26 protein-coding genes are annotated in these 26504 nt (G+C 62.1%); 8 read left to right on the top strand and 18 right to left on the bottom strand.

The window, feature by feature from the left end; genetic code table 11:
• Positions 1–84: 84 nt before the first annotated feature.
• The 15 genes from U9R80_RS07585 to U9R80_RS07515 all read right to left on the bottom strand — a co-directional run bounded on the left by U9R80_RS07585 (position 85) and on the right by U9R80_RS07515 (position 14977).
• The gene (locus U9R80_RS07585) at positions 85–1026 is read right to left on the bottom strand and encodes a ketoacyl-ACP synthase III (RefSeq protein WP_301836969.1); all 942 of its coding nucleotides are present in this window, start codon (positions 1024–1026) and stop codon (positions 85–87) included.
• A gap of 312 nt (positions 1027–1338) precedes the next feature.
• Positions 1339–2904, bottom strand: a complete 1566-nt coding sequence (locus U9R80_RS07580; protein ID WP_301836970.1) for a flagellar hook-associated protein 3 — start codon at positions 2902–2904, stop codon at positions 1339–1341.
• A 13-nt stretch (positions 2905–2917) separates the two neighbouring features.
• Positions 2918–4963, bottom strand: coding sequence for a flagellar hook-associated protein FlgK (gene flgK, locus U9R80_RS07575; protein ID WP_301836971.1), 2046 nt, complete (start codon positions 4961–4963; stop codon positions 2918–2920).
• A 10-nt stretch (positions 4964–4973) separates the two neighbouring features.
• On the bottom strand, positions 4974–6158 hold the full coding sequence (flgJ, locus tag U9R80_RS07570) for a flagellar assembly peptidoglycan hydrolase FlgJ (RefSeq protein WP_301836972.1): 1185 nt from the start codon (positions 6156–6158) through the stop codon (positions 4974–4976).
• 10 nt (positions 6159–6168) lie between these two features.
• Positions 6169–7278, bottom strand: coding sequence for a flagellar basal body P-ring protein FlgI (locus U9R80_RS07565; protein WP_301836973.1), 1110 nt, complete (start codon positions 7276–7278; stop codon positions 6169–6171).
• A gap of 12 nt (positions 7279–7290) precedes the next feature.
• Positions 7291–7986: a flagellar basal body L-ring protein FlgH gene (gene flgH / locus U9R80_RS07560; protein ID WP_301836974.1), complete on the bottom strand. Its 696-nt coding sequence runs from the start codon at positions 7984–7986 to the stop codon at positions 7291–7293.
• A gap of 54 nt (positions 7987–8040) precedes the next feature.
• The gene (flgG, locus tag U9R80_RS07555; RefSeq protein ID WP_028945510.1) at positions 8041–8826 is read right to left on the bottom strand and encodes a flagellar basal-body rod protein FlgG; all 786 of its coding nucleotides are present in this window, start codon (positions 8824–8826) and stop codon (positions 8041–8043) included.
• Positions 8827–8871: 45 nt separating this feature from the next.
• On the bottom strand, positions 8872–9612 hold the full coding sequence (locus U9R80_RS07550) for a flagellar basal body rod protein FlgF (protein ID WP_301836975.1): 741 nt from the start codon (positions 9610–9612) through the stop codon (positions 8872–8874).
• Positions 9613–9778: 166 nt separating this feature from the next.
• The gene (locus tag U9R80_RS07545) at positions 9779–9961 is read right to left on the bottom strand and encodes a hypothetical protein (RefSeq protein WP_301836976.1); all 183 of its coding nucleotides are present in this window, start codon (positions 9959–9961) and stop codon (positions 9779–9781) included.
• Between the two features lie 63 nt (positions 9962–10024).
• Positions 10025–11344, bottom strand: coding sequence for a flagellar hook protein FlgE (gene flgE / locus U9R80_RS07540; protein WP_301836977.1), 1320 nt, complete (start codon positions 11342–11344; stop codon positions 10025–10027).
• A 27-nt stretch (positions 11345–11371) separates the two neighbouring features.
• A complete protein-coding gene (gene flgD / locus U9R80_RS07535; RefSeq protein ID WP_301836978.1) occupies positions 11372–12073 on the bottom strand; it encodes a flagellar hook assembly protein FlgD in 702 nt (233 codons plus the stop codon).
• A gap of 13 nt (positions 12074–12086) precedes the next feature.
• Positions 12087–12530, bottom strand: a complete 444-nt coding sequence (gene flgC / locus U9R80_RS07530) for a flagellar basal body rod protein FlgC (RefSeq protein ID WP_028945514.1) — start codon at positions 12528–12530, stop codon at positions 12087–12089.
• A 3-nt stretch (positions 12531–12533) separates the two neighbouring features.
• Positions 12534–12941, bottom strand: a complete 408-nt coding sequence (gene flgB, locus U9R80_RS07525) for a flagellar basal body rod protein FlgB (protein WP_301836979.1) — start codon at positions 12939–12941, stop codon at positions 12534–12536.
• 228 nt (positions 12942–13169) lie between these two features.
• Positions 13170–13997: a protein-glutamate O-methyltransferase CheR gene (gene cheR, locus U9R80_RS07520; protein WP_301836980.1), complete on the bottom strand. Its 828-nt coding sequence runs from the start codon at positions 13995–13997 to the stop codon at positions 13170–13172.
• A 50-nt stretch (positions 13998–14047) separates the two neighbouring features.
• Positions 14048–14977, bottom strand: a complete 930-nt coding sequence (locus U9R80_RS07515; RefSeq protein WP_301836981.1) for a chemotaxis protein CheV — start codon at positions 14975–14977, stop codon at positions 14048–14050.
• Positions 14978–15045: 68 nt separating this feature from the next.
• Between U9R80_RS07515 and flgA the strand changes: the two genes are divergently transcribed.
• The 4 genes from flgA (at position 15046) to U9R80_RS07495 (ending at position 17621) form a co-directional block, all read left to right on the top strand.
• Positions 15046–15798, top strand: coding sequence for a flagellar basal body P-ring formation chaperone FlgA (gene flgA, locus U9R80_RS07510; protein WP_301836982.1), 753 nt, complete (start codon positions 15046–15048; stop codon positions 15796–15798).
• 168 nt (positions 15799–15966) lie between these two features.
• Positions 15967–16284 carry a flagellar biosynthesis anti-sigma factor FlgM gene (gene flgM / locus U9R80_RS07505; RefSeq protein ID WP_301836983.1) on the top strand — a complete coding sequence of 106 codons (318 nt, stop codon included), beginning with the start codon at positions 15967–15969 and terminating at the stop codon, positions 16282–16284.
• Between the two features lie 45 nt (positions 16285–16329).
• Positions 16330–16797 (top strand): flagella synthesis protein FlgN, encoded by a 468-nt coding sequence (locus U9R80_RS07500; RefSeq protein ID WP_301836984.1) that lies wholly within the window; start codon positions 16330–16332, stop codon positions 16795–16797.
• An 80-nt stretch (positions 16798–16877) separates the two neighbouring features.
• Complete coding sequence (locus U9R80_RS07495; protein ID WP_274118028.1) at positions 16878–17621, top strand: flagellar brake protein; 744 nt, start codon at positions 16878–16880, stop codon at positions 17619–17621.
• A gap of 60 nt (positions 17622–17681) precedes the next feature.
• Here the strand turns inward: U9R80_RS07495 and U9R80_RS07490 are convergent, their stop codons facing one another.
• The 3 genes from U9R80_RS07490 to bkdR all read right to left on the bottom strand — a co-directional run bounded on the left by U9R80_RS07490 (position 17682) and on the right by bkdR (position 21176).
• Positions 17682–19004, bottom strand: coding sequence for an MFS transporter (locus U9R80_RS07490; protein ID WP_301836985.1), 1323 nt, complete (start codon positions 19002–19004; stop codon positions 17682–17684).
• A 162-nt stretch (positions 19005–19166) separates the two neighbouring features.
• Complete coding sequence (locus tag U9R80_RS07485) at positions 19167–20408, bottom strand: glutamine synthetase family protein (RefSeq protein ID WP_301837479.1); 1242 nt, start codon at positions 20406–20408, stop codon at positions 19167–19169.
• 282 nt (positions 20409–20690) lie between these two features.
• A complete protein-coding gene (gene bkdR / locus U9R80_RS07480) occupies positions 20691–21176 on the bottom strand; it encodes a Bkd operon transcriptional regulator BkdR (RefSeq protein ID WP_301836986.1) in 486 nt (161 codons plus the stop codon).
• A 202-nt stretch (positions 21177–21378) separates the two neighbouring features.
• Between bkdR and U9R80_RS07475 the strand changes: the two genes are divergently transcribed.
• Genes U9R80_RS07475 through lpdA form a run of 4 tightly spaced genes read left to right on the top strand, consistent with a single transcriptional unit; the run spans position 21379 to position 26352 of the window.
• Complete coding sequence (locus tag U9R80_RS07475) at positions 21379–22611, top strand: 3-methyl-2-oxobutanoate dehydrogenase (2-methylpropanoyl-transferring) subunit alpha (protein WP_301836987.1); 1233 nt, start codon at positions 21379–21381, stop codon at positions 22609–22611.
• A gap of 1 nt (position 22612) precedes the next feature.
• Positions 22613–23671 carry an alpha-ketoacid dehydrogenase subunit beta gene (locus tag U9R80_RS07470; protein ID WP_028945526.1) on the top strand — a complete coding sequence of 353 codons (1059 nt, stop codon included), beginning with the start codon at positions 22613–22615 and terminating at the stop codon, positions 23669–23671.
• A complete protein-coding gene (locus U9R80_RS07465) occupies positions 23672–24964 on the top strand; it encodes a dihydrolipoamide acetyltransferase family protein (RefSeq protein WP_301836988.1) in 1293 nt (430 codons plus the stop codon). It begins immediately after the preceding gene.
• 2 nt (positions 24965–24966) lie between these two features.
• Entirely contained in the window at positions 24967–26352 is a 1386-nt protein-coding gene (lpdA, locus tag U9R80_RS07460; protein WP_301836989.1) for a dihydrolipoyl dehydrogenase, read from the top strand.
• The last annotated feature ends 152 nt before the right edge of the window (positions 26353–26504 follow it).

Genomic DNA, 26504 nt, shown 5'->3' with positions numbered 1-26504 from the left:
GCTTTCGCGGTAATTTTGACGCCAATAAAAAACGCCCATGACGTTTCGGTCATGGGCGTTTTTGAGTACGGCGCTACGGGAAAATTACGAGCGATAAAGAATCGCCGAACCCCACGACAGGCCAACACCAAAACCGCTGATGGCTACGCGCTTCCAGGTGCCATCGAGCATGTGCTTCTCCAGCAGCAGCGGCACGCTGGACGACACGGTGTTGCCGGTTTCGAGCATGTCCTTGACGAACTTGTCCTTCGCCGTCGAATCCGGGTCTTCTTCAAAGCGCCGGGCCACGGCATCAACGATGGCCGCACTGCCCTGGTGGATGCAGAACGCGTCGATGTCCGCCGAGCTCAGCCCCGAGGCATCGAGCAGCTCGTGCAGGTGCGCGGGCACCTTGACCAGGGCGAAGTTGAACACCTGGCGGCCGTTCATGAAGAAATTACCGTCGGTGACCTTCAGGTGCGCCGCACCGGAGCCGTCAGTGCCAAAACGTGCCAGCCCCAACTGCCAGGTAGCGCCCTCGCCCATCCAGGTGGCGGTGGCGGCATCACCGAACAGCATGGTGGTGTTGCGGTCTTGCGGGTCGACGATTTTCGAGTACGGGTCGGCGGTGATCAGCAGGCCGTTCTTCAGGCCTGCGGCCTCCATGAAGCCCTTGATCGCATACAGGCCATACACGTAGCCCGAACAGCCCAGCGACACGTCAAAGGCCGCTACGCGGGTCGACAGGCCCAGCTTGTCCTGGACGATGGCCGCGGTGTGCGGCAAACCTTCTTCGTCACCGTTCTGGGTGACTACGATCAAGGCATCGATGGACTGCGGATCGAGGTCCGGGTTGTTGGCAAACAGGGCCTTGGCCGCCTCTACACAGAGGTCGGAGGTTTCTTGCTCGTCTGCCTTGCGCGGCAGAAAGGTCGAGCCGATCTTGCCGAAGATGAACGCTTCATCCTTGCCGAATTTCGCACCCTGGGCGTAGTTGTCCAGGCCAGCGGTGGGCACGTAACTCGCGATACTTTTTATGCCAATCATTCTGGCTTCCCAATCAAAACAGCCAAAGACCGCCACTCGCAGAACTGAGGGCGCCAAAAACCGGGGTTGCACCACCTAGGGGTGGCGCATGGCAGCGGTGTTGCCGGGTCCTGCACACAAAAAAACGGCAACAAATTCTTGCAAATGCCACCGATAGAATACAGGGAAGATGCCCGATTTGACTCATTGGTCACACTCAATTGTCTAAGCGGTAGCGACGCTCATCACTTCAGGCATAAAAAATCGCGGGGCAAGCCCGCTCCTACCGTGGCAGGAGCGGGCTTGCCCCGCGATGGCTTTGCGAAGTGCCCTTCAGATCTTGTTGAACAGACTCAACTGCGACAGGCGCGCAAAGGCCAGTTGCGATGCCTCAAGCATGGCTTGCTGCAAGGTCAGGGTAATCGCGGCCGTGGACATATCAGTGTTGCCGATAGCGTTCTGCGTGCTCTTGTTGGCCAGGTCCAGGCTGACATTTTCCTGCTTCTGAATATCCAGCGAGTTGCCCCGCGCACCGATCGCCCCTCGGGTGATATCAATGCGCTCGCGCGCACTGGCCAGGTTGGAGATCGCCGAGTCGGTCGCCTGTTTGAGTTTGAACGACGCCACTCCATCGGTGACCGGTGCATCCAGCGCGGCGCGCAACTGGCCCAGGGTATCGAGCACGTTCTGGGTCTTGTGGGTGTTGGCGGTGACGGCAAACTGATCGCCCGCCGCGGGTGGACCGTCGAATTGGTAGGTCACACCTGCAACGGTCAAGGCATTGCCAGCGCCAACCGTACCCGTGGCCACCGGCTTGCTGTCAGCGCTGTATGGTTGGGCGTACAAGGCATACTCGGTGTCGCTGGTGAACTTGATCACCGCCCCGTCGCTTGGGAAGGTGCTGCGGTAGGCATCGGCGTCCGCAATACGGGTGCCGGTCACCTGCGCAGTGGAAGCATTACCGGCGCTGCGCGTTGCGTTCAAGCTGTCTGGCTTGCCCTGCAACGTGAACTCATGACCGGCCAATACTGCGTCTGGGTCATCACCTTCCTTCAAGGCGACATTGATTTCAAACTCGACCCCGCGCAAGGAAATGGTATTGCCGCCCTCTGCATTACGGTCGAAGGTGCCATTGGTAGCCGTTTCGCTGGTGATGTCCTTGCCGCTGGCGTCAGTGATGCTGTACTGGGTCGCGCTGGTGAACTTCACCGTATAGGGCTGCCCGGCGCCAAAGGAGCCATTGTAGGCATTGACCGAGGTCAGTAACCCCTGAGACAGGCTGATCCGACCATCGTCTGGCGAGGGCGCCTTCAGGCTGGTTTCGGTACGGCTGTTGTTGGTGGCCGTCTCGAAAACGCTGTAACCGGTGTCATTGGTAGAAAGGTGCAGAGTATCGGACACCTGCAGGCTGAGCTGGGTCTGATCGCCGTGGTAGCTGTAGGTGCCATCGCTGTTGCGCACATAGGGCGGCGCGTCGGTCTTCGAGCCACCGAACATGTAGTTGCCATTGGCATCGCGAGAATTGAGCAGACCGAAGACGTTCGCCTCGATCTCCTTGATCTCGCTGCCGATCGAGGTACGGTCGGCGTCGCTAAGACCACCGTTACCGGCTTGCAGTGCCAGTTCACTGGCGCGCTGAAGCGCATCGTTGATGCTCGAGAGCACACTCTCTTCCTGCAGCAACGCATTACTCACCGTGGTCATGTTGGCATCGTACTGCCCCAGCAAGGCACTCTGCTGCTGCAGCAGCAACAAACGCGCAGCGCCAACCGGATCATCCGCCGCCGTCTGGATACGGATACCCGACGACACTTGCTCCTGGGTCTTGGCCGCGTCGGAGAAATTCTTCGAGTAGCTGGTGGCGCTGGTCTCATAGAACTGAGCAGTGGAAATACGCACGATCGGCTACTCCTTACAGGGCGTTGATCAAGGTGCTGAAGGTTTCTTGCGCGGTCTTGATGATCTGCGACGACGCGGTGTAGTAGTGCTGGAACTTGACCAGGCTGGCCGCCTCGTCATCCAGGTTGACCCCGGAGACCGATGCGCGGCTGGCCTTGGCCGAATCGAGCACGGCGCCACTGGCGGTGGTGTCGATTTTGGCCTGGGCAGCCTTGGCACCGACGCGCTCGACCAGCGAGGCATAAGCGGAGGTAAAGCTGGTGCCGCCACCGGAGCCGGTGCCGACGGTGGACTGGGTCTGCAGGCCCAGCAGTGCCTTGGCATTGCGGTTGTCGGACTTGCCGTCGGCGTTGAAGCCCAGGGTGAAGCTGTCGTCGGCCGACGGGCTACCACCGATGGTGGTGTCCACCTTGAAGGTACGTGGCTTGCCGCCAGCATCGAGCATGGGCGCGCCAGCAGCATCGCGCATCGGGACGTTGATGGACAGGTCGTTGTCCTGGCCCGGCACGATATTGCCGGCACCGATCTCACCGCCCTTGGCGTCGAAGATCTTGTAGCTCTGCGTGCCGCCACTGGCCTCGCCAAACACCACCCGGACCGGCATGGAGTGCTTGATCGCTTCCTGCAGTTGCGCCTGCTCGGCACCACCGTAGATATCCAGGCGCTCACTCAGGCTGGGCTGGGAGACAATGCTGCCGGTACCGCCGTTGCCGCTGCCGGCCGTGCCGGTGATAGGGCCGGCGAAGGCCAACTTGTTGGCATCGGTCAGCACGGTGTTGATGCTGCCAGCGGCGGCGCGGGTCGGGATCACCTTGAAGCTGTCGCCTGCGGCCAGGCCACCACCGTTGAGCTTGAGGCTGAAGCCGTCGATGACTGGCGCAGGGTCGGCGTCCAGTGCGAACTTGCCCATGTCGGTGCCATCGGAACGGCGCACGCTGTACTCGTTCGCGCTGGTGAACTTGACCTCGTAGTCGTAGATGCTCAAGGCACCGCTGTCGGCAATGGTCACATCCAGGTTGCCGGAACCTGCGCTGTTGCCCGAGGCCGCCAGGCTGCGCTGGCTGATGGCGGTGATGCTGTTGATGCTGGAGAACAGGCCGCTGCCGAACTGGCCGTTGGCATCCAGGCCCTGCCCCAACTGGCTGTTGATGCTGTCGGCGACCACCAGGGCCACGCGCCCCAGTTCGTTGATCGAAGGCGCGAGCACGTCGTTGCGATAACGCAGCAAACCACCGATCTGCCCGCCGGTGACCACCGAGGTGACGTCGGAGCTGAAGGTCTGGTAGTTGATCTGCAGGCTGAACTGACTCTTGTCAGCACTCCCCGGGGCAACCGACAGGGTGTTGGCGCTGTTGCCGGTGACCAGCGACTGGCCAGTACCCAGGTAAACGTCCAGGTTGCCATCACGCTCCTGTACCGTCACACCCACCAGTTCATTGAGCGAGCGAACGGCTTCATTGCGTGCGTCGATCAGGTTGTTGGGGGTGTTGCCCGTGGCCGACAACTGCACGATCTGCTTGTTGTACTCGGCAATACTGGAGGTCAGCTTGTTGACCTGGCCGCTCAGGGTGTCGAGCTGGGAGTTGATGCTGTCGTTCTGTTGGCTCATCTGCGAGGAGATGGCGTTGAAACGGTTGCTCAGAGTCTGCGCCTGAGTCAGCAGCAACTGGCGCGAAGCGACGTCGCCCGGGGTTGCCGAGGCGGTCTGCAACGCCGAGAAGAATGCAGTGAGTACCGAGCTGATGCCGGTGTTGCTGTCGGCCAACAGCTTGTCGACGCTGGTGATCTGATCCTGGAACGCCAGCGCGTCGGTGTTGAGCGACGTGGCGGTCTGCAGCTGGTTATCCAGGTAGCCGTTGTAGATACGTCGCACATCCGAGAGCGTGGTACCGGTGCCGATAAAGCCGACACCGATGTTCTGCATGCCGCCCGTGGTCTGCACGACCTGCTGGCGCGAATAGCCCGACGTTGCAGCGTTGGCGATGTTATTGGAGGTGACCGATAACGCTGCCTGGCTGGCGTTCAGGCCGCTCAGCCCGATCGAGATCAGATTCGACATACTTCAATCCTTATAGATTCGTGGTACCGCCAGCCATGGCGTATTGCTGGGTTGGCTGCAACTGCCGGGCAATGCTGATGATCTTGCGTGCGTAGTCAGGGTCAGTGGCGTAGCCGGCCTTCTGCAGCTCTTTGGCAAACTGCTCCGGGTTATCGACAGCGCTGACCGCATCTTTATAGCGACTGTTGTTCTGCAACAGGCTTACCAGGTCGTGGAAGCTGTCTTGATACGAATCGTAGGAACGGAACGCCGCCGTCTCCTTGACGAACTGACCATCACGAAACTCGCTGGTGATCGCCCTCGCCTCTGCACCCTGCCAGCTGCCGGTGGCCTTGATGCCGAACAGGTTATGGCTGCTGGAGCCATCGGCCTGACGCATGACCGACTTGCCCCAACCGGTTTCCAGGGCCGCCTGGGCCACCAGGTAGCGTGGGTCGATGCCGATGCGCTTGGCGGCCTGCTCGGCCATCGGCAGCATGGTGGCGACAAATTCATCCGAAGAGCCGAACGCGCGCTTGGCCGGCGCCAGCGGCGGCTGGGCCACGGCGCGGCCGTAGATGCGCATTTTGCCCGGTGCGGCAAACGCGGTTGCTGGCTCCCAGTCGCCCTTGGCCACGGCATCGCCGAGCGGGGTCGTGCGACCGGGAATCGGCGTGGTGTTGGGGGTGGCAGCGGACGGCACCAGCCCCGCCAGCAAGCGGTCGGTGAGCTTGCCCGGCAAGGCCAGGCGACGCGAGTTGAGGGCGGCCACATCGTTGCGCGTAGCGGTGTCGCCCGAGCGCTCGGCCACGCCCACGGCGGTGGCACCCAGTGCACGAGGCTGAACGTCGAAGCGCGGGAACGGGCTGTTGCTCACCGGCGCCGCCTTCTGCTTGGCCAGCTGACGCATCAGTACATCCTGCAAGCCGATGCCGCCACCCTCGCGGGACATGCTCACCGCCAGTTGCTGGTCGTACATCTGCTGGTACTGCTTGGTGGTTTCGGTGTTGAGCGGGTTGTCCTTGGCCAGTACGTCACTGGCCGACCGCATCGACTTGAGCATCTCGTTGAGAAACAGCGACTCGAATTCCTGGGCCACCTTGCGCAGGTTGGCCTCGCTGTCGCGGTCACCGACCTTCAGCGAGTTGAGGCGGTTGAGGTCGGTGTAGGCCCCGCTGTCAGCCATAGTGGCGACTGATACTTTCGGCATGTCCATCGCCCGGCCCTCAAATCACGATCAGGTCGGCCTGCAAGGCGCCGGCCTGTTTCAGGGCTTCGAGGATCGCCATCAGGTCACTGGGGGCTGCGCCCACCTGGTTCACTGCGCGAACGATTTCATCCAGCGTGGTACCCGGGCCGAACTTGAACATCGGCTTGGCTTCCTGCTCGGCGTTCACGCGCGAGCGGGGCACCACGGCCGTCTGGCCATTGGAGAACGGTCCCGGCTGGCTGACGATCGGGTCTTCGGTGATGGTCACGGTCAGGCTGCCGTGGGTCACTGCTGCCGGTGACACCTTGACGTTCTGGCCGATCACAATGGTGCCGGTACGCGAGTTGATGATGACCTTGGCCACTGCCTGGCCCGGGTCGATTTCGAGGTTCTCGAGAATCGACAGGTAATCGACGCGCTGGCTCGGATCGAGCGGCGCACTGACGCGCACCGAACCGCCATCCAGGGCCTGGGCCACACCCGGGCCGAGCAGTTCGTTGACCTTGTCGACGATGCGCTTGGCGGTGGTGAAGTCGGGGCGGTTCAAGTTGAGGGTCAGGCTGTTGCCCTGGTTGAAGCCACTGGGCACAGCGCGCTCAACGCTGGCACCACCGGGAATACGACCGGCCGACGGCACGTTGACGGTGATCTTGGAACCATCGCGGCCTTCGGCATCGAAGCCGCCGACCACCAGATTGCCCTGGGCAATGGCATAGACGTTGCCGTCGATACCCTTGAGCGGGGTCATCAGCAGGCTGCCGCCGCGCAGGCTCTTGGAGTTACCGATCGAGGACACGGTCACGTCAACGACCTGGCCCGGCTTGGCGAACGCCGGCAGGTCGGCATGAATCGACACCGCCGCGACGTTTTTCAGCTGCACATTGCCCGACCCTGGCGGCACTTTAATGCCGAACTGCGAGAGCATGTTGTTGAAGGTCTGCAGGGTGAACGGCGTCTGGGTGGTCTGGTCACCCGTGCCGTTGAGCCCGACCACCAGGCCGTAGCCGATCAGCTGGTTGGTACGCACGCCGGAAATGCTGGCGATGTCCTTCAGGCGTTCGGCCTGTACCGCACAGGCGGCGGACATCAGGAGCACAGCGGCAATCAGCTGCTTGAAGTTGAACATGGTCATCGGAACCTAGAAAGGCCAAAGCGGGCTGATGAAGAAACGGTCGAACCAACCGGGTTGACTGGCATCGGCAAAGGAGCCGGTTCCCGAATAGGTGATGCGCGCATCGGCCACCCGGGTCGATGGCACGGTGTTGTCGGTGGCGATGTCGTCGGCGCGGATCATGCCGGCGATGCGCACCAGTTCGTCACCGGTGTTGAGCGTCAGCCACTTCTCGCCGCGCACGGCAATGATGCCGTTGGGCAGCACGTCGGCCACGGTCACGGTGATCGAGCCGGTCAGGCTGTTGCCCTGCCCCGCCTTGCTGTCGCCCTTGGTCGCACGGTCGCCGCTATAGCCGGCGCTGAGGCTCAGGTCGCCACTGCCGAACGGGTTGTTGGTGGTGGCGCTCGAGCCGAACAGCGAGGTCAGGCCAATGTCGGCCTTGCTGTTCTTGGCGATCTGCGAGTTGGCGTTCTTGCTCGCCTGGGTACGCTCGTTGAGGGTGATGGTGATGATGTCACCGACCCGGAACGCCTTGCGGTCGCTGTACAGGTTCTGCTCGAAACCGGCCTGGTAGATCGAGCCGTTGTTCGCCGCTGCCGGCAGGGGGGTACGCGGCAATACCGGTGCGTAGTACGGATCGTTGGGCTTTGGCGGCGGCGCAACGCAGCCGGCCAGCACGGTGATCCCGCTCAGGGCAAGTACGGAAAACAAACGACTCATGACTCTGACCTCACGGTGTAACAAGCGCTGTTCAAGCGACCTCGAAGACTTCACTTACAGGTTCTGGGTAACGAACGAGAGCATCTGGTCGGCGGTGGAAATGACCTTGGAGTTCATCTCGTAGGCACGCTGGGTGGTGATCATGTTGACCAGCTCTTCCACGGTGCTGACGTTGGAGTTTTCCAGGGTCTGCTGCTGGACCACGCCAATGCCGTTCAGGCCCGGGGTACCCACTTGCGGTGCGCCGCTGGCGGCGGTTTCCAGGAACAGGTTGCCACCCACCGCCTGCAGGCCGGCCGGGTTGATGAAGTCGGCGGTCTGGATATTGCCGATCACCTGGGCAGCCGGGTTCCCGGCCGTGGTGATCGAGACGGTGCCATCACGGCCCACGGTGAAGGTCTGCGCTTCTGGCGGCACGACAATGGCCGGCTCCAGGGCGAAGCCGCTGGCGGTGACGATCTGGCCGTCGGAGTTCAGGTGGAAGGTACCGTCACGGGTATAGGAGAGCGTGCCGTCGGGCTGCAGGATCTGGAAGAAACCACGGCCATCGATGGCCATGTCCAGCGGGTTCTCGGTGGTCTGCAGGCTGCCGGCGGTGAAGCTCTTCTGGGTGCCGACGATGCGCACACCGGTACCCAGTTGCAGGCCCGAAGGCAGCTCGCTGTCCTGGGTCGACTGGGCGCCCGGCTGGCGGCGGGTCTGGTAGAGCAGGTCCTGGAATTCGGCGCGATCACGCTTGAAGCCGGTGGTCGAGACGTTAGCCAGGTTGTTGGAAATGGTGGTCAGGTTCATGTCCTGGGCGGACAGACCGGTTTTACTGACCCAAAGAGCCGGAAGCATGCTGTTCTCCTCGTGCGCCTGTTTTACGGCGCTACGTCTGTGTAATTAGCCGATTTGCAAAACACGAGCCATGGCTTCATCGCCTTCCTTGGCCGTGGTCATCATTTTGATGTGCAGCTCGAATTGACGAGACAGGGCCAGCACCGATGTCATTTCTTCGACGGCATTGACGTTGCTGTTCTCAAGGAAACCGGACACCAGCTTGACGTTGGCATCGGCCACCGCCGGCTGGCCAGTGGTGGTGTGGATCAGACCGTCCAGGCCTTTGGTCATGGTCTTGAGGTCGGGGTTGACCATCTTGATCCGGTCGACTTCGGCCATCACCTGCGGCCCCTCGCCCAGGGCGCGGATACTGATGGTGCCGTCTTCACCGACCTCGATTTTCTGCTCCGGCGGCACGGCAATCGGCCCGCCGTTGCCCATGACCGGCATGCCGTTGCCGGCACGCAGTACGCCCAGGGCATCGATGTTCATGCTGGCGGTGCGCACATAGGCTTCGCTGCCATCGGGGGCCTGCACGGCAATCCAGCCGTCGCCACCCACGGCAACGTCCAGGTCACGGCCGGTTTCCAGCAGCGAGCCCGGGGTGAAGTCGGTTGCCGGGCGCTCGGTCATGGCGTAGGCGCGCGCCGGAAAGCTGTCGCCGAACACCGGCATCGAGCGTGCCTGCTCCAGGTCACGCTGAAAACCGCTGGTAGAAATGTTCGCCAGGTTGTTGGCATGGGCCTTCTGCGCCAGCGCGTTCTGGCTGGCGCCGGTCATGGCCACATAAAGCATCTTGTCCACAGGATCTCCTCTGCGCGAAACCTTGCCGCGCTGCCACCTTGGCAAGCGTTAAAGCAATTATCGAACCAGAATGACAAAAGCCCCGTATTCCGGGGCTTTTGGCGTGAAGCATGGCGTTACGCCGTCAGTTTGTCGGCGATCTGTTGCCGCCGGCGGCAAGGGTGCCTCACCAGGTGCGGCAACCGGCATTGTCGTAGGGGCCGGAATGGCGCAGCCAACCGTCGCCGGGATCGACCTGAGCACACATGAGGCGGCCGGTGACTTTGCTTTGCCACTGGTACCAGGGGGCGGGGGCTGCTTGTGCGAAGACGGCGAGGAACAGCGCTGCGCACAGGGTCCATCGTTTCATTTGCAATCCTTCGCGGGGCAAGCCCGCTCCTACCTGGTAGGAGCGGGCTTGCCCCGCGATGTTTTAGGTCATCTGAAGGATGGTCTGCATGATGGTGCTTTCAGTGGAGATGGTCTTGGCGTTCGCCTGATAGTTGCTCTGCGCCTTGATCAGGTTGACCAGCTCGCCGGTCAGGTCGACGTTGGAGTCTTCCAGGGAGCCGCCATAGATCTTGCCCAGGGTGCCGGTGTTCGGCTCACCCACCACCGGAACGCCAGAGCCGTAGGACTCTTTCCACGCCGTGCCGCCCACCGGGGTCAGGCCCTGGGCGTTGGCAAAGTTGGCCATCGCCACCTGGCCAATCACCTTGTCCTGGCCGTTGGTGAAGTTGGCGAACATGTTGCCGTTCTGGTCGACCGTCAGGCCCGCCAGCTCACCGGTGGCATAGCCATCCTGGCTTTTGGCCGTGGTGGCGGATGCGGCGTTGTACTGGGTGGTCGCCAGCATGTCGAGGGTCACGCCGCCGGGCTTGGCAACAGCACCATTGGCAACCCAGCCCCCGGCGGCGTTCTTCTCGGCCGGGGTCCAGCCATTGAGCTGGAAGGTCTTGTTCTCGGCGATGGTCAGGCCACCTGGAACCGCGCCCGCAGTCATGGACGCGGTGTCCAGGGTGCCGTCGGACTTGAACGGCAGCTTGTTGACCAGCGGGGTGCTCAGCGACGGGTCACCCGGGTTGCGGCCATCGACGGTGGTGTACATGGTCCAGGAGTTGCTGGCCGCGTCCTTGACGAAATACTGGTTGAGCTGGTGGGCATTGCCCTGGCTGTCGTACACGTCGGTGTTGAAGGTGTAGTTGTAGCTACCGACTTCCGATGGCGAGAACGGGGTGACCTTCGGCTCCGTGGCACTGGAGTTCAGGTTGAGCGATTCGTTGATGCGACCGGTCGGGTTGGGCGACAGGTTCGAGGTGTCGATCTTGAGGTCGATGAGTGCACCCGGAACGATCTTGCCGTCGGCATCCACACCGTAACCCTGCAGATTGGCACCCTGGGCGTTGACGACGTAGCCTTCTTTGTCGCTGTAGAACGCACCGGCACGGGTGTAGATCCGCGAGCCGTTGTCGTTCATGGCGAAAAAGCCGCTGCCGTCGATGGCCAGGTCCAGGCTCTGGCCGGTACCGGTGAAGTTGCCCTGGGTGAACATCTGCGAGATTGCCGCAGTGGTCACGCCGCTGCCCATGGCGGTCTTGCCGCTGGTGCCACGGATGGACGAGGCGTACTGGTCGGCGAATTCGGCGCGCGACGATTTGAAGCCGGTGGTGGCAACGTTGGCGATGTTGTTGCCGGTTACGCCCAGGGCCTTGTTTGCTGCATAAAGACCGCTAAGGCCGATATTGAAAGACATATGCTCACTCCTGCCGCGATATCGGCCCTAGATTCCAATCGATTGAATTTTCGACAGCGCGATGCTGCCAAGCCCGGACAGGTTCAACATCATTTCCGAACCGTTGCTGCCCATGGTCACACTGCTGACCGACGCCGGCAGGTTGGTGGTCATGTTGGTAGCCACGCCTTCGATGGTGCCGGAGGCCTTGAAGGTATACGTACCGGCAGGTGCCACTTCGCCGTCGCTGTTTTTGCCGTCCCAGGTGAAGTCCACCTGGCCGCCCTTCTGGCTGCCCAGGTCCAGCGTGCGCACCAGCTCACCGTCACTGTCGTAGATGCCGACGGTGGTCAGGGTGCTGGACGAGGTCAGGTTGATCGAGCCTTTCATGTCCTTGCTGGTATCGACGACCGACTTGTCGGTCTGCACCATCACATTGCGCCCGACCAGCGAAGAGGCCTGCAGGGCAATGGACGACAGGAAGGCACCGCCAATGGTGCTGACCGAGCTGTTGAGCGACTCGATACCTTCCAGGCTGCTGAACTGTGCCAACTGGGCGACGAACTCGCCGTTTTCCTGCGGGTCCAGTGGGTTCTGGTGTTTCATCTGGGTGACCAGCAACTGCAGGAACGCATCCTTGCCCAGGGCGCTGCCGGCGGTGCCGGTCTTGCTGTTGCCGGTGGTTTCCTGCTTCTGCAGGGACTGCAACACCGAGTTGCTGACGTTGTTGACCGAATCGGTTGTGCTCATGCTGATGCTCCTATCACTGACCCAGGGTCAGTACTTTCTGCATCATGGTCTTGGCCGTGTTCATCAACTCGGCGTTGGTCTGGAACGAGCGACTGGCAGAGATCATGTCGGCCATTTCCTCGACCACGTTGACGTTCGGGTAATAAACGTAGCCGTCCTTGTTCGCCGCCGGGTGGTTGGGCTCATAGCGCGCTTCAAGGTTGCTCTGGTCTTCGACCACACCGAGCACCTGCACGCCTTGGCCGGCCTCGCCCTGATCCTGGAACAGCGACTGGCTGACGCCGCCCTGGGCCTGCTGGAAGGTGGTGGCAAATACCGGGTGACGGGCACGGTAGGTCTGGTCGATGCTCGACGACACGGTCTCGGCGTTGGCGATGTTTGAAGCGACGGTGTTCAGACGCGTGGTCTGGGCACTCATGCCGCTACCGGCAATGTTGAAAACACTGGCGAGGGACATGACTTATTCTCCGCGCAGGGCCGATACCAGCCCTTTGAATTTACTGTTGAGCAGCGTGAAGCTGGCCTGGAAGCCCACGGCGTTTTCGGCATAGCTCGATTGTTCGAGCTGGGCGTCGACGGTGTTCTGGTCGATCGACGGCTGCATGGGCGTGCGGTACTGCAGGGTTTCGTCACCCATGCTCATACCTTCGGCCTCGATGTGCCGGCTGTTGGTGCGGTCCAGGGCAAAGTGGCCGCCCTTGGTCTTCTGGCTTTCGGCGGCCAGCACCGAGGCGAAGTCCAGATCGCGCGCCTTGTAGTTGGGCGTGTCGGCGTTGGCGATGTTGTTGGCCAGCACTTCGGCACGCTGAGCGCGAAAGCCCAGTGCTTTTTCGTGAATGCCGAGCGCTTTGTCGAAGCTGATGCTCATGTCGGGGAAACCTTCAAAGGTTGACCGGATAAATCGTTGGCAGAGCTAGAGCAAGAGCCATGCCAAAAAACAAAGCCCCGTAAATACGGGGCTCTGAGCGCAACGATGTCAGAAAAGCGGCAAAGGCTTTCCGCCGAAGCGGCAATTTGGTGGCGCGTGGGAGCGGGCTTGCCCCGCGATAGCGATCCAGCAGTTACATCGCATCGCGGGGCAAGCCCGCTCCTACGGTTATTTGGCCTGGTAGATGATGCCCGGGCTGCACTGGACCATCTGGTAGTGCTCCGGCAAGCCGTTCAGCGCTTCGGACGCGCCAAGGAACAGGTACCCACCTGGCTTGAGGGTGCTGTGAATGCGCAGCAGGATGTCTTTCTTGACCTGGGCCGAGAAGTAGATCAGCACGTTGCGGCAGAACACGATGTCGAACTTGCCCAGGCTTGCGTAGCTGTCGAGCAGGTTGAAGGAGCGAAACTCCACGCGACTGCGAATCGGCGCCTTGACCGCCCAGCGTCCCGGCCCCTTCACATCGAAGTAGCGCTGCAACCGCTCCTGGGACAAGCCACGGGCGATCGCCAGGCTGTCGTACTCGCCCGACTTGCAGTTGGTCAGCATGGTCCCGGACAAGTCGGTGGCCACAATCTGCGCGCCCATCTTCAACTGGCCGATGTTGCTGCGCTCGAACTCGTCGATGGCCATGGAGATCGAGTACGGCTCCTGCCCCGAGGAACAGGCCGCCGACCAGATGCGCAGGCGCTGGCCGGGGTTGGCCTTGATCTGCTCGGGCAGGACTTTGTTCTTGAGCACTTCAAACGGGTAGGTGTCGCGAAACCACAGGGTTTCGTTGGTGGTCATGGCATCCACCACCTGCTCGCGCAAGCCACTGCGCGGCTGGCTCTGAATGCGCTGCACCAGTTCGGTCAGGGACTTGATGCCCTGCTGCTCCATCAGCTTGTTGAGACGGCTGGAGACCAGGTACTGCTTATTTTCGCCCAGCAGGATGCCACAGGCTTTTTCCAGGAAGACCCGGAACTGTTCGAAATCCAAATTACCCGTAGACAATGATGCCGCCTCTTAAATCGTGTGAACCGCCAGGGGCAAACCCCTGGCCGTTAGTGCGTAGCCTTGATGCGATCGACGACACGTTGAGCGAGGTCGTCGGGCTTGAACTTGGCCAGAAAGTCATCGGCACCGACCTTCTTGACCATCGCCTGGTTGAATACCCCGGAAAGCGAAGTATGCAGGATGATGTGCAGCTTTTGCATGCGCGGGTCGTTGCGGATCTCGGCGGTCAGGGTGTAGCCGTCCATTTCCGGCATCTCGATATCGGAGATCATCATCAGGAACTCTTCTTCCGGACGCTTGCCCTCATCCACCAGCTTGCGCAGGTATTCGAGCGCCTGGCGACCGTCATTGAGCGCCACCACCTCGACCCCCACCGTCTGCAGGCAACGGCTGACCTGCTTGCGCGCCACCGATGAGTCATCGACCGTCAACACCCGCAACATCACCGCCTTGTCCTGCACCTCGGCATCGACCACGCCAGCAGAGATCGCCTCGGAGGTCGGCGCCACTTCGGCAAGCACCTTCTCCACGTCGATGATCTCGACCATCTTGTTGTCGACCCGGGTCACTGCGGTCAGGTAGTGATCGCGACCGGTACCCTTGGGTGGCGGATGGATCTCTTCCCAGTTCATGTTGACGATGCGCTCCACCGAGTGCACCAGAAAGCCCTGGGTCTTGGTGTTGTACTCCGTGATGATCACGAAGCTCTTGCTGGTTTCTTCACGCAGGCCCGGCATGCCGGTCGCCATCGCCAGATCGAGGATCGGAATGGTTGCCCCGCGGATATTGGCGACGCCGCGCACTACCGGATTTGACTTGGGCAGCACCGTGAGCGGTGGGCATTGCAGCACCTCCCGCACCTTGAACACGTTGATCCCGTAGAGCTGATCCCCATTGAGTCGAAACAGCAGCAGCTCAAGGCGATTCTGCCCCACCAGCTGCGTGCGCTGGTTCACCGAATCCATTACACCCGCCATGCCAGACTCCTTCACCCTGTGCTTCGAGCCTCGTACCCAGTCGGCACGCGCTTTGCTATTTAGATTTCATGAACACGAAAACGACATTTTCCCGACGCCTGACCCGCCACCTGCCCGGCATCCTTGCTGTGCTGTGCCTGGCGGCGCCAGGTGGGCGAACCCTGGCTGACGCTTTCACCTTGCCTGAACAGCTTATCGGTGTCACCCAAGGGTTTCTTGAGTTCACCGTTGAAGATTATCTGGCCAGCAGCCAGACCCAAGGCCGCTACGAAATCCAGGTCAACACCCTCGATCCGCGCCTGCGCATGCCGCTGTGCGACCGGCAACTGGACGCCAATCTGGAGAACACCGCGCAGCCACTGGGCCGCGTAACCGTGCGGGTTCGCTGCAACGGCAGCTCCCCGTGGACGGTGTTCGTGCCGGCCCAGGTACGTCTTTTTCGCGAGGTGGTGACCATGGTGCGACCGCTCAAACGCGAAAGCATTGTCGGCGAACAGGATGTCGGCCTGCGCGAACGCGACGTAGGGCTGTTGAACCAGGGTTTTCTGACCAGCCTGGACCAGGCGGTGGGCTTGAAACTTATCCGACCAACGGTCATGGATCAGGTACTGACCCCTCAACACCTTGAACAGGCCGAGGTGATCCGCAAGGGCGACCAGGTGGTCATCACCGCCCGCAGCGGCACCCTCAGCGTGCGCATGCCGGGCGAAGCCCTGGTCAAGGGTGGCCTGAGCGAACAGATCCGGGTGCGCAATCTCAATTCCAAACGAGTGGTCAAGGCCAGGGTGACCGGCCCGGGCCAGGTGGAAGTCGCCATGTAGCGCCATGAACAGTGAACAACCCTGGCGGTCGGGAACCGCTTTTCCTAAACTGTGTCCCATTGGGTGCCAGGAACCTGCCGCGCACGTTGCCGTGCAATTGCGCCTAAAGTTTTTTTCGGGTTGGCCGAAAACAAGGCAAGCGTCCAAATACCCAGAGGTTTTCTGATCATGGTCATCGACTTCAGTCGTTTGAATAACTCCCCGTCGGTTGGCACCGCCGGGCGCACTGGCAATAGCCAGGAAAGCGCCGCCAATGCCGCCCCGGCCAAGGCCGACACTACGGCCCAAGCCAGCGCCAGCGGGGAAACCGTACACCTGAGCCACGAGGCCCAGCAGTTGCAAAAGGTCAGCGAACAGCTGCGCGAACAGCCTGTGGTCAACAGCGCCCGGGTGGCCGAGTTGAAAAAGGCCATCGCCGACGGCAGCTACCAGGTCGACAGCAACCGCGTCGCCAGCAAACTGCTTAATTTCGAAGCCCAGCGCTAGCCCCTGGCGCGCTGACTTCAGGACGCTAGAACCCAAGAGCCAGCCATGCACGACACTACTCTGCTCAAACTGATCGAAGACGACATTGCTCCAGCGCAACAACTGCTCGAATTGTTGCAGACCGAGGCGATTGCGCTGCACGGTCGCGACATGCCCCTGCTGGAAAACCTCCTGGCACGCAAGCAGTCGCTGGTGATCCTGCTCGATCAGCAAGGCCGGCGGCGTAGTGAATTGCTCGCAAGCCTGGGCCTGAGCCAGGACCGCCAGGGCGTCGAGCAACTGGCCGCGCAATCGCACCTGGGCACCAGCCTGCTGCAGCGCCTGGACGAGCTGGGCAAACTGCTCGCCGACTGCCAGGCCATCAACGAAGGCAATGGCCAGTCGATCCAGATCCAGCAGAAGACCACGGCCAACCAGATCAGAATCCTCATGGGCGGCGAATCACCGACGCTCTACGACAGCCGCGGCTCGACCTCGCCTCTCGCCAAGCCACGGGCCCTCAGCCAGGCTTGATTCCCTGTATCAAGGCACGGAACATACTGGCAAAATGCCGTAACTTGCGTGTGTCGTTTTTGCCTGGAGATTGATTACCCGTGTTCAATGAAGCTGAAGCTCCGCAGCCTCCAAAGGTGCTCACCACCCCGTTGGAAATTGCCGCCAATCTGCGGTCGCTGCTAGAGAGCCATGACCCGCTGATCATCACCTTTCACGAACGCAGCCAGCGCTTCCAGAGCTACGTGGTCGAAGTCGACCGCGAAGGCAATCGCCTGGCCTTTGATGAAATGATCCCCCGCGACGGCGAACGCTTTCTCGAGAACGGCGAGCCGTTTCGCGTCGAGGGCTTTCACGATGGCGTGCGCATCGCCTGGGAGTGCAACACCCCGCTGACCATCAGCGAGGTCGATGGCCACCGCTGCTACCGGGGCGCACTGCCCACCGAGGTCGCCTATCACCAGCGCCGCAATGCCTTCCGCGCCGCGCTGAAGCTGTCGCAATTGGTCGATATCAAGCTCGACGGCGACAAGCTCAAGGGCAAGGGCGAGCTCAAGGGCAAACTGCTGGATATCTCGGCGACCGGCTGCAAGCTGCGCTTTGACGGCAACGTCGAGGAGCGTCTGCAACTGGGTCAGGTGTACGAGAAGTTTGCCACCGGCGCGCCACTGGGGTTGTCGCAGGTTGAGGTGGAGCTGCGCCACCTGCACTTTGAAGAGCGCTTGAACGCTACCTTTGCCGGAGTGCGGTTCCACAACCTGAACGGGCAGATGCAGCGCAAGGTCGAGACGTTCGTTTATCAGTTGCAGCGTGAAGCGCGGCGCTTCGATAAAGACGATTACTGATCGGTAAACCCTCGCGGGGCAAACCCGCTCCTGCAGGAGCGGGTTTGCCCCGCGATCGCATCACACCGGCGCAGGCTTGTCAGCCTCAGCCTCCCCCTCTTCCCCCTCGGTATCCTCCGCCGCCACCGGCGCCTGCATCTGATCCTGCACCACCTGCTCATCCACCCGCGGGTCGAGGGCTGCCGACAAGGGCGAACCGGCCGCCGGCATCGCCACGTGATGCAGCGGCGCATCGTCGACCTGATGCAATCCGGTCACCGCTTTCGGTCGAATCCGCCATACCAGCACCAGCGCAAAGAACACAAAGAACGCGTAGAGCATCTGCGTGCCAAACAACTTCATCAGCACACCCGCCACCAATGGCCCGATGCTCGCGCCCACGCCGTAGGTCACCAGCAGCATGGCCGTCAGCGATACCCGCCGCTCACTCTCCACGTGGTCGTTGGAAAACGCTACCGCCAGGGGATACAGGCTGAACTGCAGGAGCGATACGGCAAAGCCTGCGCCGAACAACACGACCATAGGCACGGTGGGCATGATCGCCAGAGGCAAGGCAGTCACGACCAGGCCAATGGCTACGCAGCGAATCAACAAGGCCCGGTCATAACGGTCCGACAACCACCCCAGCGGCCACTGCACCAACAGGCCAGCGAAAATGCAGCAGCCCATGTACAGGCCGATCTGCTCAGTCGCCAGTCCTTGCTTGGCGGCATACAAGGGCGCCAGGCCATAGAAGGAGCCGACAATCAGCCCGGAACCCAGCACGGTGCTCAACGACTGCGGCACCCGCTCGATAAAGAACCGCGGCTCCATTGGCGCCGGGCGCAACGGCGCCGGGTGAATGCGCCGGGTAAGCGCAACAGGCACCAGACACAAGGCAAAGCACATGGCGACCAGCATCAGCAGCTCCGGTCCCAATTGCGGATGCGCGACCAGAATCAGTTGCCCCAGCACCAGGCCCAGGTAAGAGAAGATCATGTAGCCGCTGAACACCGCGCCCCGTTGCTTGGCATCGGCCTGCTCGTTGAGCCAGCTTTCAATGACCATGTACTGGCACATCATCCCCAGGCCAACAATGACCCGCAGCACCAGCCAGGCCGGCAACCAACTGACCAGACCATGACCGAGCACCGCCGCACCGACGATCCCCGCACAGGTGGCATAGGCACGAATGTGGCCGACCCGGGCAATCAGCCGGTGACCGATCTTGCCGCCCAGGGCCAGGCCAAAATAGTTGGCGGCCATCAGCGCACCCACCCACAGGCTGTCGACATGATCGGCAGCCAGCCTCAAGGTCAGGTAGGTACTCAACAAGCCGGAGCCGATCAACATCATCAGCGCAGCGAAATACAGCGCGCGAAAAGACTTCCAGATCTGTCGCATCAGCGTCCCTAACGGCCCCTTGAACAGGTGGAAAAACTGCTTGAAAGCATAAGTGAAAATACCGTCGCTGTAGGCGCCAGGCATAAAAAAAACAGGTGGCGACTTTCCGATCAGGAACGTCTACCACCTGCCTTTCGATCAGCACTCAACCCACGGCGATGACTACGCCTGCGCGGCCAGTACGCGTCGCTCCCACGGGGTGATTTCATCAAAGAAACTGGTCAGCTCCATGGTCTTGGTGGCGATGTAGCCTTCGATGAATTCCTTGCCGAACAGTTCCCGCGCAAGCTCGCTTCGCTTCAGACGCTCGAGGGCGGCGTGCAAGGTGCAAGGCAGGCTCAGATGATCCGGCACCTCGAACTCGCCCTGGATCGGCGCCGTCGGTTCCAGCTGCTGCTCGATGCCGTACAGGCCGGCGGCAAGGCTTGCGGCAATGGCCAGGTAAGGGTTGGTGTCGGCACCGGGCAAACGGTTCTCGACCCGTCTCGCCACCGGCGAGCTGGCTGGAATGCGCAACCCGGCAGCGCGGTTGTCTTCGGACCAGCAGGCATTGTTGGGCGAGGCATAGGGGTGGCACAGGCGCTGATAGGAGTTGACGTTGGGTGCGAACAGCGCCGTGAAGTCGGCCATGCACACCTGCAAGCCACCAATGAAATGATGGAAGGTCGCGGTCGGCTTGCCATCGGCATCGCTGAACACATTACGCCCGCCTTCGATCTCCACCAGGCTCTGGTGAATGTGCATGGAACTGCCCGGCGTGTGCGCCAGCGGCTTGGCCATGCACACCACGGTCAGGCCGTGCTTGAGCGCCACTTCCTTGAGCAGGTGCTTGAACAGCAAGGTCTGGTCGGCCAACAGCAACGGATCACCGTGCAGCAAGTTGATCTCGAACTGGCTGACACCCATCTCGTGCATGAAGGTATCGCGCGGCAGCCCCAGGGCCTCCATGCAGCGGTAGACCTCATTGAAGAACGGGCGCAGGCCATTGTTGGAGCTGACGCTGAAGGCCGAGTAGCCCTCTTCGCGGCGGCCATCCTTGCCCAGTGGCGGCAGGAAGGGTTGAGTGGGGTCACTGTTCGGTGCGAAGACAAAGAACTCAAGCTCGGTAGCCACTACCGGCGCCAGGCCACGGGCGGCATAGCGGGCGATCACCGCCTTGAGCAGGCCACGAGAAGACAGCCCCGAACTTTCCCCGCTCAGCTCGACGGCATCACAGATGGCCAGCGCGCGGGGCTCGTCACTCCAGGGCAGGCGGTGGATCTGCTGAGCATCGGCCACCAGCGCCAGGTCACCATCATCACTGCCGTAGAAGCGCGCCGGTGGATAACCGCCCATGATGCATTGCAGCAATACACCACGGGCCATCTGCAAACGGCGGCCTTCAAGAAATCCTTCAGCGGTCATTACCTTGCCGCGCGGCACACCGTTGAGGTCCGGTGTGATGCACTCGATCTCATCAATGCCCGTCAATCGCTCCGCGAGAGAACGCTGGCCACTGGTCGTCATGACACTATCCTTTTTGTTTTCGCATGCCGGGAACGGCGACAGCTACAACATAGGCGCTAGGCGTTCAAAATTTCAAGCAGCCATGACGGATATGATCGTAATTTTCCACACACCGTAGGAGCGGGCTTGCCCCGCGATAGCGATCGTTCAGATACACCGCATCGCGGGGCAAGCCCGCTCCTACACTGGCAAGGTCAGGCCGTTGGCCGGCAACGGCAATGCCGTCTTGTAGCGCACCTGTTTCAAGGCAAAGCTCGAACGGATGTTGGCCACCCCCGGCAAGCGCGTCAGGTAATCGAGAAACCGCTCCAGCGCCTGGATGCTGGGCAGTAGCACCCGCAGCAAGTAGTCAGGGTCGCCGGTCATCAAGTAGCACTCCATGACCTCCGGGCGCTCGGCAATCTCTTCCTCGAATCGGTGCAGGGATTGCTCCACCTGCTTTTCAAGGCTGACATGAATGAACACATTGACGTCCAGCCCCAACACCTCCGGCGCCAGCAGGGTCACTTGCTGGCGGATCACGCCCATCTCTTCCATGGCTTTTACCCGGTTGAAACACGGGGTGGGCGACAGGTTTACCGAGCGCGCCAGCTCTGCGTTGGTGATCCGCGCGTTTTCCTGAAGGCTGTTGAGAATGCCGATGTCCGTACGATCCAGTTTGCGCATGAGAGAATTTCACCTGTTTTTTGTCTTTATAAGGAATGTTTATCCGCAAGCCAGAACAAAGGCAATGAACTTGAGAGAAATATTCTTCAGGCGCCCGAATATCATGTAGGACAAGGCTGACCCCCTGGTCACAAGCCAGAGATTCAGCAGCGACCGCTTCAAAGCTCAACAAAAACACAAGACAGAGCGAGCGTAAAAAAGCATGAACGAGTACGCCCCCCTGCGTCTGCATGTGCCCGAGCCCACCGGCCGGCCAGGCTGCCAGACTGATTTTTCCTACCTGCGTCTGAACGATGCCGGTAAGGTCCGTAAACCTCCCGTCGATGTAGAAGCTGCCGATACCGCAGATATCGCCTACAGCCTGATCCGGGTGCTGGACGACAAAGGCAATGCCCTGGGCCCGTGGGCCGAGGACATCAGCCCCGAGGTCCTGCGCCAGGGCATGCGCACCATGCTCAAGACCCGACTGTTCGACAGCCGCATGGTGGTGGCCCAGCGGCAGAAGAAGATGTCCTTCTATATGCAGAGCCTGGGTGAAGAAGCCATCGGCAGCGGCCAGGCCATGGCCCTGAACCGCACCGACATGTGCTTCCCCACCTACCGCCAGCAAAGCATCCTGATGGCCCGCGACGTGTCGCTGGTCGAGATGATCTGCCAACTGCTGTCCAACGAGCGCGATCCGCTCAAGGGCCGCCAGCTGCCGATCATGTACTCGGTGCGCGAAGCCGGCTTCTTCACCATCAGCGGTAACCTGGCGACCCAGTTCGTCCAGGCCGTCGGCTGGGCCATGGCCTCGGCCATCAAGGGCGACACCAAAATCGCTTCGGCCTGGATCGGCGATGGCGCCACCGCCGAATCCGACTTCCACACCGCCCTGACCTTCGCCCACGTGTACCGCGCGCCGGTGATCCTCAACGTGGTCAATAACCAGTGGGCGATCTCCACCTTCCAGGCCATTGCCGGGGGTGAATCGACAACCTTCGCCGGTCGTGGCGTGGGTTGCGGCATCGCCTCGCTGCGGGTCGACGGCAACGATTTCATCGCGGTCTACGCCGCCTCGCGCTGGGCCGCCGAACGTGCCCGCCGCGGCCTGGGCCCGAGCCTGATCGAGTGGGTCACCTACCGTGCCGGCCCACACTCGACGTCGGACGATCCATCCAAGTACCGCCCTGCCGACGACTGGAGTCACTTCCCCCTGGGTGACCCGATCACCCGCCTCAAACAGCACCTGATCGCCATCGGCCACTGGTCCGAAGAAGAGCACCAGGCGGTCACCGCCGAGCTCGAGGCCGAGATCATCAAGGCGCAGAAAGAAGCCGAGCAGTACGGCACCCTGGCCGGTGGCCAGATGCCGAGCCCAGCCTCCATGTTCGAGGACGTCTACAAGGAGATGCCGGAGCACCTGCGCCGGCAGCGCCAGGAACTGGGGATCTGACATGAACGATCACAACACTTCAATTCAGTTGGACACCGCCATGGCGACTACCACCATGACCATGATCCAGGCCCTGCGCTCGGCCATGGACATCATGCTTGAGCGCGATGACAACGTGGTCGTCTACGGCCAGGACGTGGGCTACTTCGGCGGCGTGTTCCGCTGCACCGAAGGCCTGCAGACCAAATACGGCAAGTCGCGCGTGTTCGATGCGCCGATCTCCGAAAGCGGCATCGTCGGCACCGCCGTGGGCATGGGTGCCTACGGCCTGCGTCCGGTGGTCGAGATCCAGTTCGCCGACTACTTCTACCCGGCCTCCGACCAGATCGTTTCCGAGATGGCTCGCCTGCGCTATCGCTCGGCCGGCGAGTTCGTGGCCCCGCTGACCCTGCGCATGCCTTGCGGCGGCGGCATTTACGGCGGCCAGACCCACAGCCAGAGCCCGGAGGCGATGTTCACCCAGGTGTGCGGCCTGCGCACCGTGATGCCTTCCAACCCCTACGACGCAAAAGGCCTGCTGATCGCCTCGATCGAGAACGATGACCCGGTGATCTTCCTGGAGCCCAAGCGCCTGTACAACGGCCCGTTCGACGGCCACCACGACCGCCCGGTAACCCCGTGGTCGAAACACCCGGCCAGCGCCGTACCCGACGGCTACTACACCGTGCCGCTGGACAAGGCCGCCATCACCCGCCCGGGCAATGACGTGACCGTGCTGACCTACGGCACCACCGTGTACGTGTCCCAGGTCGCTGCCGAAGAAACCGGCGTCGACGCCGAAGTCATCGACCTGCGCAGTCTGTGGCCACTGGACCTGGAAACCATCGTCAACTCGGTGAAAAAGACCGGCCGCTGCGTGGTGGTTCACGAAGCCACCCGCACCTGCGGCTTTGGCGCCGAGCTGATCTCGCTGGTCCAGGAACACTGCTTCCATCACCTTGAAGCCCCGATCGAACGCGTTACCGGCTGGGACACTCCCTACCCGCACGCGCAGGAATGGGCGTACTTCCCCGGCCCCTCACGAGTGGGCGCGGCATTGAAACGGGTCATGGAGGTCTGAATGGGCACGCACGTCATCAAGATGCCGGATATCGGTGAAGGCATCGCACAAGTTGAACTGGTGGAATGGTTCGTCAAAGTCGGCGATACCGTCACCGAAGACCAGGTCGTGGCCGACGTCATGACCGACAAGGCTACCGTGGAAATCCCTTCGCCGGTCAGCGGCAAGGTCCTGGCCCTGGGTGGCCAGCCGGGTGAAGTCATGGCCGTGGGCAGCGAGCTGATCCGCATCGAAGTCGAAGGCGCCGGCAACCATCCGGGAGGAGCGGGCTCGCCCCGCGAAGACGCCAGCGCCTCAGCCGAGCCGGCTCCGGCTCCGGCTCCCGCTCCAGCCGCCCCTGCCGCCACCCCGGCAGCGGCAGCCACCCCGGTCCCGGCGCTCACCACCCACCAGCCCGCCCCCATTGTCCCGCGCGATGCCAGCGAGCGTCCCCTCGCCTCCCCGGCCGTGCGCAAGCGCGCCCTGGATGCCGGCATCGAACTGCGCTACGTACACGGCAGCGGCCCGGCCGGGCGCATCCTGCATGAAGACCTGGATGCCTTCCTCACCCAGCCGACCACCCACACCCAGAGCGCGTCCGGCTACGCCAAGCGCAGCGACAGCGAACAGATCCCGGTGATCGGCCTGCGCCGCAAGATCGCCCAGCGCATGCAGGATGCCAAGCGTCGCGTCGCGCACTTCAGCTATGTCGAAGAAATCGACGTCACCGCCCTGGAAGAACTGCGCCTGCACCTGAACAAGAAGTGGGGCGACAGCCGCGGCAAGCTGACCCTGCTGCCCTTCCTGGTGCGCGCCATGGTCGTTGCCCTGCGTGAGTTCCCGCAGATCAACGCCACCTACGACGACGAAGCCCAGGTCATCACCCGCCACGGTGCGGTGCATGTCGGTATCGCCACCCAGGGCGACAACGGCCTGATGGTGCCGGTGGTGCGTCACGCCGAGGCCGGCAGCCTATGGAGCAACGCAAGCGAAATCGTGCGCCTGGCCAATGCCGCCCGCACCAACAAGGCCAGCCGTGAAGAACTGACGGGCTCGACCATCACCCTGACCAGCCTCGGCGCTCTTGGCGGCATCGTCTCGACGCCGGTGGTCAACACGCCGGAGGTCGCTATCGTCGGGGTCAACCGCATGGTCGAACGGCCGATGGTGATCAACGGCCAGATCGTGATCCGCAAGATGATGAACCTGTCCTCGTCCTTCGATCATCGCGTGGTCGATGGCATGGACGCAGCGCTCTTCATCCAGGCCATCCGCGGCCTGCTCGAACAACCCGCCAGCCTGTTTGTGGAGTGACCATGCAACAGACGCAAAACACTACCCTGCTGATTATCGGTGGCGGCCCTGGCGGTTATGTCGCGGCGATCCGCGCCGGTCAACTTGGCATCCCGACCGTGCTGGTCGAGGGCCAGGCCCTGGGCGGCACCTGCCTGAACATCGGCTGCATCCCGTCCAAGGCACTGATCCATGTGGCCGAGCAGTTTCATCAAACCCGGCATCATAGCCAGCAGTCGAGCCTGGGCATCAAGGTGTCGCCACCGAGCCTGGACATCGGCCAGAGCGTGGCCTGGAAAGACGGCATCGTCGATCGCCTGACCAGCGGCGTCGCCGCCTTGCTGAAAAAGCACGGGGTCAAGGTGATCCACGGCTGGGCGAAGATCCTCGACGGCAAGAACGTCGAAGTCGATGGCCAGCGCATCCAGTGCGAGCATCTGTTGCTGGCGACCGGCTCCAGCAGTGTCGAGCTGCCAATGCTGCCCCTGGGCGGCGCGATCATCTCGTCCACCGAAGCCCTGGCGCCCAAGGCACTGCCCAAGCACCTGACGGTGGTGGGCGGCGGTTACATCGGCCTGGAGCTGGGCATCGCCTATCGCAAGCTCGGCGTTGACGTCAGCGTGGTCGAGGCCCGCGAACGCATCCTGCCCACCTACGACAGCGAGCTGACGGCGCCGGTGGCCGAGTCGATCAAGAAGCTTGGCATCACGCTCTACCTCAAGCACAGCGTCGAAGGTTTCGATGCCGAGCACCAGCGCCTGCAGGTACGCGATCCAGCCGGCGAGCTGCTGCAACTGGACACCGACCAGGTGCTGGTCGCCGTGGGTCGCAAACCACGCACCCAGGGCTTCAACCTGGAATGCCTGGACCTGAAGATGAACGGCTCCGCCGTGGCCATCGACGAACGCTGCCAGACCAGCATGCGCAACGTCTGGGCCATTGGCGACCTGAGCGGCGAACCGATGCTCGCCCACCGGGCCATGGCCCAGGGCGAAATGGTCGCCGAGATCATCGCCGGCAAGACTCGCCGCTTCGAGCCCAGCGCCATTGCTGCCGTGTGCTTCACCGACCCGGAACTGGTGGTGGTTGGCAAGACCCCGGAGAACGCCGAACAGGACGGCCTGGACTGCATCGTTGCGCAGTTCCCGTTTGCCGCCAATGGCCGGGCCATGACCCTGGAATCGAAAAGCGGTTTTGTGCGCGTGGTCGCCCGCCGCGACAACCACCTGATCCTGGGTTGGCAGGCGGTGGGCGTCGGCGTCTCGGAGCTATCGACCGCGTTTGCCCAGTCACTGGAAATGGGCGCACGCCTTGAGGATGTAGCCGGCACTATCCATGCCCACCCGACCCTCGGCGAGGCGGTGCAGGAAGCGGCATTGCGAGCACTGGGCCACGCCCTGCACCTGTAAAACAGACACTGAAGCGGCTGAGGCCGATTTGACCCGCTGCGCGCTTGTGCAGCGGGTATTTTTTTGCCTGATTTTCCGGTTGCCAACGGGCGCTGTACCGACGGCCGATCAGGCCAAGTCCACGGTGCGCCGGATCCGGGCATCGGCGGTGT

The organism is Pseudomonas sp. JQ170C (genome assembly GCF_035581345.1).
Taxonomy (GTDB): domain Bacteria; phylum Pseudomonadota; class Gammaproteobacteria; order Pseudomonadales; family Pseudomonadaceae; genus Aquipseudomonas.
Note: the sequence above shows the minus strand (reverse complement) of the source record. Positions and strands in the feature narration are given on the sequence as shown.

Bases quoted from the DNA above. Each gene is read 5' to 3' on its own strand.
- U9R80_RS07585 (WP_301836969.1), bottom strand. From the start codon at position 1,026: ATGATTGGCATAAAAAGTATCGCGAGTTACGTGCCCACCGCTGGCCTG.
- flgK (WP_301836971.1), bottom strand. From the start codon at position 4,963: ATGTCGAATCTGATCTCGATCGGGCTGAGCGGCCTGAACGCCAGCCAG.
- flgJ (WP_301836972.1), bottom strand. From the start codon at position 6,158: ATGGACATGCCGAAAGTATCAGTCGCCACTATGGCTGACAGCGGGGCC.
- U9R80_RS07565 (WP_301836973.1), bottom strand. From the start codon at position 7,278: ATGTTCAACTTCAAGCAGCTGATTGCCGCTGTGCTCCTGATGTCCGCC.
- flgH (WP_301836974.1), bottom strand. From the start codon at position 7,986: ATGAGTCGTTTGTTTTCCGTACTTGCCCTGAGCGGGATCACCGTGCTG.
- flgG (WP_028945510.1), bottom strand. From the start codon at position 8,826: ATGCTTCCGGCTCTTTGGGTCAGTAAAACCGGTCTGTCCGCCCAGGAC.
- U9R80_RS07545 (WP_301836976.1), bottom strand. From the start codon at position 9,961: ATGAAACGATGGACCCTGTGCGCAGCGCTGTTCCTCGCCGTCTTCGCA.
- flgE (WP_301836977.1), bottom strand. From the start codon at position 11,344: ATGTCTTTCAATATCGGCCTTAGCGGTCTTTATGCAGCAAACAAGGCC.
- flgD (WP_301836978.1), bottom strand. From the start codon at position 12,073: ATGAGCACAACCGATTCGGTCAACAACGTCAGCAACTCGGTGTTGCAG.
- flgC (WP_028945514.1), bottom strand. From the start codon at position 12,530: ATGTCCCTCGCCAGTGTTTTCAACATTGCCGGTAGCGGCATGAGTGCC.
- flgB (WP_301836979.1), bottom strand. From the start codon at position 12,941: ATGAGCATCAGCTTCGACAAAGCGCTCGGCATTCACGAAAAAGCACTG.
- U9R80_RS07515 (WP_301836981.1), bottom strand. From the start codon at position 14,977: ATGGCGGGTGTAATGGATTCGGTGAACCAGCGCACGCAGCTGGTGGGG.
- flgA (WP_301836982.1), top strand. From the start codon at position 15,046: ATGAACACGAAAACGACATTTTCCCGACGCCTGACCCGCCACCTGCCC.
- flgM (WP_301836983.1), top strand. From the start codon at position 15,967: ATGGTCATCGACTTCAGTCGTTTGAATAACTCCCCGTCGGTTGGCACC.
- U9R80_RS07500 (WP_301836984.1), top strand. From the start codon at position 16,330: ATGCACGACACTACTCTGCTCAAACTGATCGAAGACGACATTGCTCCA.
- U9R80_RS07490 (WP_301836985.1), bottom strand. From the start codon at position 19,004: ATGCGACAGATCTGGAAGTCTTTTCGCGCGCTGTATTTCGCTGCGCTG.
- U9R80_RS07485 (WP_301837479.1), bottom strand. From the start codon at position 20,408: ATGACCGCTGAAGGATTTCTTGAAGGCCGCCGTTTGCAGATGGCCCGT.
- bkdR (WP_301836986.1), bottom strand. From the start codon at position 21,176: ATGCGCAAACTGGATCGTACGGACATCGGCATTCTCAACAGCCTTCAG.
- U9R80_RS07475 (WP_301836987.1), top strand. From the start codon at position 21,379: ATGAACGAGTACGCCCCCCTGCGTCTGCATGTGCCCGAGCCCACCGGC.
- U9R80_RS07470 (WP_028945526.1), top strand. From the start codon at position 22,613: ATGAACGATCACAACACTTCAATTCAGTTGGACACCGCCATGGCGACT.
- U9R80_RS07465 (WP_301836988.1), top strand. From the start codon at position 23,672: ATGGGCACGCACGTCATCAAGATGCCGGATATCGGTGAAGGCATCGCA.
- lpdA (WP_301836989.1), top strand. From the start codon at position 24,967: ATGCAACAGACGCAAAACACTACCCTGCTGATTATCGGTGGCGGCCCT.